Annotated in this window: 7 protein-coding genes; 4 read left to right on the forward strand and 3 right to left on the reverse strand. The window is 71.1% G+C overall.

What is annotated here, in order from left to right; all coding sequences use genetic code 11:
* The first annotated feature begins 138 nt into the window (after nt 1-138).
* Both VFL99_RS06520 and VFL99_RS06525 read left to right on the forward strand, forming a co-directional pair.
* A complete protein-coding gene (locus tag VFL99_RS06520) occupies nt 139-453 on the forward strand; it encodes a thiamine-binding protein (RefSeq protein WP_325105526.1) in 315 nt (104 codons plus the stop codon).
* The gene (locus VFL99_RS06525; protein ID WP_325105527.1) at nt 450-1,016 is read left to right on the forward strand and encodes a GNAT family N-acetyltransferase; all 567 of its coding nucleotides are present in this window, start codon (nt 450-452) and stop codon (nt 1,014-1,016) included. Before VFL99_RS06520 ends, VFL99_RS06525 begins: the two co-directional genes overlap by 4 nt.
* On the opposite strand, the gene VFL99_RS18340 is transcribed toward VFL99_RS06525, so the two are convergent.
* Together VFL99_RS18340 and VFL99_RS06530 are read right to left on the reverse strand one after the other, a co-directional pair.
* Nucleotides 1,011-1,301, reverse strand: a complete 291-nt coding sequence (locus tag VFL99_RS18340) for a LuxR C-terminal-related transcriptional regulator (protein WP_414713727.1) — start codon at nt 1,299-1,301, stop codon at nt 1,011-1,013. The two genes, VFL99_RS06525 and VFL99_RS18340, sit on opposite strands and share 6 nt — an antisense overlap.
* 10 nt (nt 1,302-1,311) lie before the next feature.
* Nucleotides 1,312-2,337 carry an aldo/keto reductase gene (locus VFL99_RS06530; RefSeq protein ID WP_325105528.1) on the reverse strand — a complete coding sequence of 342 codons (1,026 nt, stop codon included), beginning with the start codon at nt 2,335-2,337 and terminating at the stop codon, nt 1,312-1,314.
* Between the two features lie 24 nt (nt 2,338-2,361).
* Here VFL99_RS06530 and VFL99_RS06535 point away from each other — a divergent pair, with 24 nt between their 5' ends.
* On the forward strand, nt 2,362-2,880 hold the full coding sequence (locus tag VFL99_RS06535; protein ID WP_325105529.1) for a MarR family winged helix-turn-helix transcriptional regulator: 519 nt from the start codon (nt 2,362-2,364) through the stop codon (nt 2,878-2,880).
* A 207-nt stretch (nt 2,881-3,087) separates the two neighbouring features.
* Nucleotides 3,088-4,833, forward strand: coding sequence for an acyl-CoA mutase large subunit family protein (locus tag VFL99_RS06540; protein ID WP_325105530.1), 1,746 nt, complete (start codon nt 3,088-3,090; stop codon nt 4,831-4,833).
* A gap of 102 nt (nt 4,834-4,935) precedes the next feature.
* On the opposite strand, the gene VFL99_RS06545 is transcribed toward VFL99_RS06540, so the two are convergent.
* Nucleotides 4,936-5,267 (reverse strand): hypothetical protein (locus VFL99_RS06545; RefSeq protein ID WP_325105531.1); only part of this gene is annotated, 332 nt, incomplete at its 5' end.

Genomic DNA, 5,267 nt, shown 5'->3' on the forward strand with positions numbered 1-5,267 from the left:
CGGATCGATGTGCCGTTCTGGTCGTGGTGGCGGCCGTCACGGCACAACGATCCGGCGCCACGATCGACGCGGTCCGGCTCGGGCGCCACGTGGTAAGGGCGGCCCTCCGGTCGGGTTCGACGGGCCTAGAGTCGAGGCATGCTCTTCGCGTTCTCCATCTCCCCGTCCACGGTCGGCGACAACGGCAGTGTGAGCGAGTCGCTCGCCGGCGCCATCAAGGTCATCCGCGAATCCGGCCTGCCGAACGAGACCACCTCGATGTTCACCACGATCGAGGGCGAGTGGGACGAGTGCCTGGACGTCATCAAGCGCGCCTGCGAGGCGGCCGGTAGCGACGGCGGCCGGGTCGGCCTCGTGCTCAAGGCCGACATCCGCCCGGGCTACACCGGCCAGCTCACCGAGAAGGTCCAGCGCCTCGACTCTGCTGTCGAACGGCACTCGTCGGCCTCGTGACGGACGGTGCCAGCAGCGACTCGGTCATTCCGTCGCCCCGCGGCCGCACGACCCCGTCGCCCCGGTATGCCGTGCGCCCGCCCGCCGTCTCCGACGCACCGGTGCTCGGGCGCATCCACGTGCAGATCTGGCGCGAGGCCTACGCGGGGTTGATGCCCGAGCGGCACCTCGCCGGCCTGGACGCGTTGGCGCGGGGCGAGCGGTGGCGCCAGAACCTGTCCGCGCCGGAGCCGGCGACCACGACGCTGGTCGGCACCTGCGACGGCGAGCCGGTCGGCTTCGTCGTGGTCGGCCCCGGACGTGACGACCAGCGCCCGGTCGAGACCGAGCTCCGGGTGCTCAACGTCCTGGCCGCCCAGCACGGGACCGGGCTGGCCACCCAACTGCTGACCACCGCGCTCGGTGAGCGCGCGGCATACCTGTGGGTGCTGGCGGGCAACGCGAGGGCCGTGGCGTTCTACCGCAAGCACGGGTTCGAGCTCGACGGCGGGACCAAGCTGCACGAGCCGACCGGGACCACCGAGCTGCGGATGGTGCGGCAGGGGGCCCGCCAGACCTCATGACCCGTCGGCGAACGCCCGGCCGAGCTCCTCGCGAGAGCTGATCCCCAGCTTCAGGTAGACGTGACGCAGGTGGTACTCCACCGTCTTGGGGCTGAGGAAGAGGCCCTGGGGATCTGGCTGCGCCGCGAGCGCCGGCGCAGCGACGCGCGCCGACCGCTGCCCGGCTCGAGCGCTACCGCGCCGGGCGGTGCCTACCCTACGAGGACGCCCGTCGACCCCGACGCGTTGGTGGCCGCCATCATCGGGGAGCCCGGGACCGGCGTGCGGCGGGAGATTCCACCGCACGCCGCTGGCGTCAGCGGCGGCCTCGGGACAGTCGCTGCCGGGCCGCGTCGACGGCGGTGCGCGCCGCCGACACCGGCGTGAACGCCTGGGCCGCCGCGGTCAGCGAGGCGACCTCGTCGTCGGCCAGCACCAGCTCCGCCGCCGCCACGTTGAGCTCGAGTTGCTCGACGCTGGAGGCTCCCGGGATCACCACGACCTGTGGCAGGCTGATCAGCCAGGCCAGCGCCACCTGCGCGGGCTTGGCGTCGTGGGCGGCGGCGACCTCGCGCAGCCGGTTCAGGAGCGGTGCGGCACGGCGCAGGTTCTCCTCGCTGAAGAGTGGATTGGCGGCCCGGACACCACCGGGGCGGTTGCCGGGGCCGTAGCGGCCGCCGAGCAGCCCCTGCGCGAGGGGGCTGTACGCGATCACGACCCGGTCCTCGCGCTGGGCGAACGGGACGAGGTCGCGCAGGGGACCCGGCCGGGCCAACGAGAACTCGACCTGGTTGCTGACGACCGGCTGCCCCAGGGCGGCGTCGGCCCGGCGCCACCGCGCCAGGGAGTAGTTCGACACCCCGACCGCACCGATCCGCCCGTCGCGGAGCAGCTCGCCCATCCCGCGCATGGTCACCGAGTCCGGCACGACGGGGTTCGGCTGGTGGACCTGGTAGAGCGGGATCCGGTCGAGCTGGAGGCGCCGGGCGCTCGCCTGTGCGCGGCGGCGGACCATGGCGGGAACCGGCAGGATCGGGAACAGCTTGCTGGCCACCACCACGCGCGTCCGGTCCGCACCGAGCGCCGCCGCCAGGATCCGCTCGCTGCGCCCGAAGCCGTAGATCTCCGCGGTGTCGAACAGCGTCACGCCGAGGTCCAGCGCTCGGCGGACGATCACGGCGGCCGTGTGGTCGGCATACTCCTCGCCGTAGCCCCACTCCTTGGAGCCGAACTGCCACGTGCCCAAGCCGATTCGGCTGACCTGCGGAGGGGACTGGGACTGCTGTGACGTCGCCGACGCGCGAGCAGGCGGTCCCAACGCGGGGACGTCGAGGTAGCGCATGCCACCCAGACTAGGTTGGGCGCCGTGCCCACCCGAGTCCGGTTGCCGTTCGACCCGATCGTGCGTGCCCGCGACCTCTGGCGTGCCCGTTGGGGGCCGCGCTCGGCGCCGGTGGCGATGGCGGCGGCGACGTCGATCATGCGCGTGCAGCAGCTGCTCATCGCCGACTTCGACGCCCGCGTGGCGCCGCACGGGCTGACGTTCGCCCGGTTCGAGGCGCTGGTCCTGCTCGCGTTCAGTCGTGAGGGGCGGCTGCCCATGAGCAAGGTCGGGGAGCGGCTCATGGTCCACCCCACCAGCGCCACGCACATCGTGCAGCGGCTGGCCACACAGGGGCTGGTCGAGCGTGTGCCCAACCCTGAGGACGGCCGCGGCACGTTGGCCTGCATCACCGGCGAGGGTGTCGAGGTGATGGAGCGGGCCGCGCGCGACCTGGCCGAGGCCGGGTTCAGCCTCCAGGCACTCACCCCGGCCGAGCTTGCCCAGCTGTTCGCGCTGCTGCGGAAGGTGCGGCTGGGGGCCGGCGACTTCGACGCCGAGTGAGAATCGAACGGAGCGAGGCTCGGAGCGAGAGCGGAGAAGCGCCCACGGACATGGCGACTTCGACGCCGACTGAGAATCGAGCGGAGCGAGGCTCGGAGCGAGAGCGGAGAAGTGCCCAAGGACTTGGCGACTTCGACGCCGAGTGAGAATCGAGCGGAGCGAGGCTCGCGGGTGACAGTTAGTAGGACGTCCTAGTAAATTGGGGGTATGACGTCCCCCTCCGCATCCCCCACACCCTCAGGTCGGCAGCGCTGGCAGCAGCGGTATGACGAGGCCCTCGCCAAGGGCCGGGTCCGCGACGCGGACTTCACGACCCTGTCCGGCCAGGAGGTGGAGCCGGCCTACGGGCCGGCTGACGCCGCGGCGGAAGCTGCCTATCCGGGCTTCGAGCGGATCGGGTGGCCGGGGGAGTTCCCCTTCACCCGCGGGCTCTACCCGACCGGCTACCGGGGCCGCACCTGGACGATCCGGCAGTTCGCCGGGTTCGGCAACGCCGTCCAGACCAACGAGCGCTACAAGATGATCCTGGCCCGCGGTGGCGGTGGACTGTCCGTGGCGTTCGACATGCCGACCCTCATGGGTCGCGACTCCGACGACCCGTTGAGCCTCGGCGAGGTGGGTCACTGCGGCGTGGCGATCGACTCCGCCAAGGACATGGAGACGCTGTTCCAGGACATCCGGCTCTCCGACGTCACCACGTCGATGACGATCAGCGGCCCGGCCGTGCCGGTCTTCTGCATGTACCTCGTGGCCGCCGAGCGCGACGGCGTCGACATCAGCACGCTCAACGGCACGCTGCAGACCGACATCTTCAAGGAGTACATCGCCCAGAAGGAGTGGCTGTTCGCGCCGGAGCCGCACCTGCGCCTCATCGGCGACCTGATGGAGTACACCTCGCAGAACATCCCGGCCTACAAGCCGCTGTCGGTCTCCGGCTACCACATCCGCGAGGCCGGCTCGACCGCCGCGCAGGAGCTGGCCTTCACCCTCGCTGACGGCTTCGGCTACGTGGAGCTGGGGCAGTCCCGCGGCCTGGACGTCGACGTCTTCGCGCCCGGCCTGAGCTTCTTCTTCGACAGCCACCTGGACTTCTTCGAGGAGATCGCCAAGTTCCGCGCGGCCCGCCGGATCTGGGCGCGCTGGTTGCGTGACGTCTACGGGGCGAAGACCGAGAAGGCGCAGTGGCTACGGTTCCACACCCAGACCGCCGGTGTCAGCCTCACCGCCCAGCAGCCGATGAACAACGTCGTGCGCACGGCGGTCGAGGCGCTCGCGGCCGTGCTGGGCGGGACGAACTCGCTGCACACCAACGCCCTCGACGAGACGCTGGCGCTGCCGACCGAGCAGGCCGCCGAGGTGGCGTTGCGCACCCAGCAGGTGCTCATGGAGGAGACGGGCGTCGTCAACGTCGCCGACCCCCTCGGCGGCTCCTGGTATGTCGAGGCCCTCACCGACACGATCGAGGCCGAGGCCGAGAAGATCTTCGACAAGATCCGCCAGCTGGGTGAGCTCGGCAAGGAGCGCGACGCCGACGGCACTGTCCGGCACGAGATCGGCCCGATCACCTCCGGCATCCTCCGCGGCATCGAGGAGGGCTGGTTCATGTCCGAGATCGCCGAGGCCGCGTTCCAGTACCAGACCGCACTGGAGAAGGGCGACAAGAAGGTCGTGGGCGTCAACTGCCACACCGAGTCGGTGAGCGGCGAGCTGGAGATTCTGCGGGTCAGCCACGAGGTCGAGCGCGACCAGGTGGCGCTGCTCGCGAAGCGGCGCACCGAGCGGGACGACGCCCGGGCCAAGGCAGCGGTCCAGCAGATGGTCGAGGTCGCCCGCACCGAGGAGAACCTCATCCCGGCGATGCTCGACGCCGTGCGTGCCGAGGCGACGTTGGGTGAGATCTGCGACAGCCTGCGCGAGGTGTGGGGCAGCTACCGCGAGCCGGCCCGGTTCTGAGGATTCGGCTCCACCGTCGCGAGCCCCTTCCCGGCGGAGGATCGGTGCCGGCCACACAGCTCGTCGATGCCGTCTGCTCCGGAACGCGCTGCCGTGGAGCTTTCACCCGGAGGTGAGGGATTCGTGCGTGATCCGGCCGCAGGCACCCTCGTCGGCGGACTCCTCACTGCACAGCTTCACCTCCGGTGGGACCTGCACGTGATAGCGCTTTCCGTGGCTGGTGTAGGTGACGATCCAGCCGGCCGCGGCTGCCGGGCGCCGCGTGGGCTTGGTGATCTGGAGGCCCAACTCATAGCCGGCGCCCTTGCGGCTGTCGCACACGATCGGCACGACGTGGTTGCCGTGGAACCCGAACTTGCCCAGGGGACCGATGTCATCTCCCAGGGCCAACCCGGGCGGGGTCCGCATGAACGGGCTCGGTCGCACCGCGAACG

This window comes from Segeticoccus sp. (assembly GCF_035708005.1).

What these genes read in the sequence shown, in the direction of transcription:
- VFL99_RS06530 (WP_325105528.1), bottom strand. Translation starts at nt 2,337, where the DNA reads ATGCGCTACCTCGACGTCCCCGCGTTGGGACCGCCTGCTCGCGCGTCG.
- VFL99_RS06540 (WP_325105530.1), top strand. Translation starts at nt 3,088, where the DNA reads ATGACGTCCCCCTCCGCATCCCCCACACCCTCAGGTCGGCAGCGCTGG.
- VFL99_RS06520 (WP_325105526.1), top strand. Translation starts at nt 139, where the DNA reads ATGCTCTTCGCGTTCTCCATCTCCCCGTCCACGGTCGGCGACAACGGC.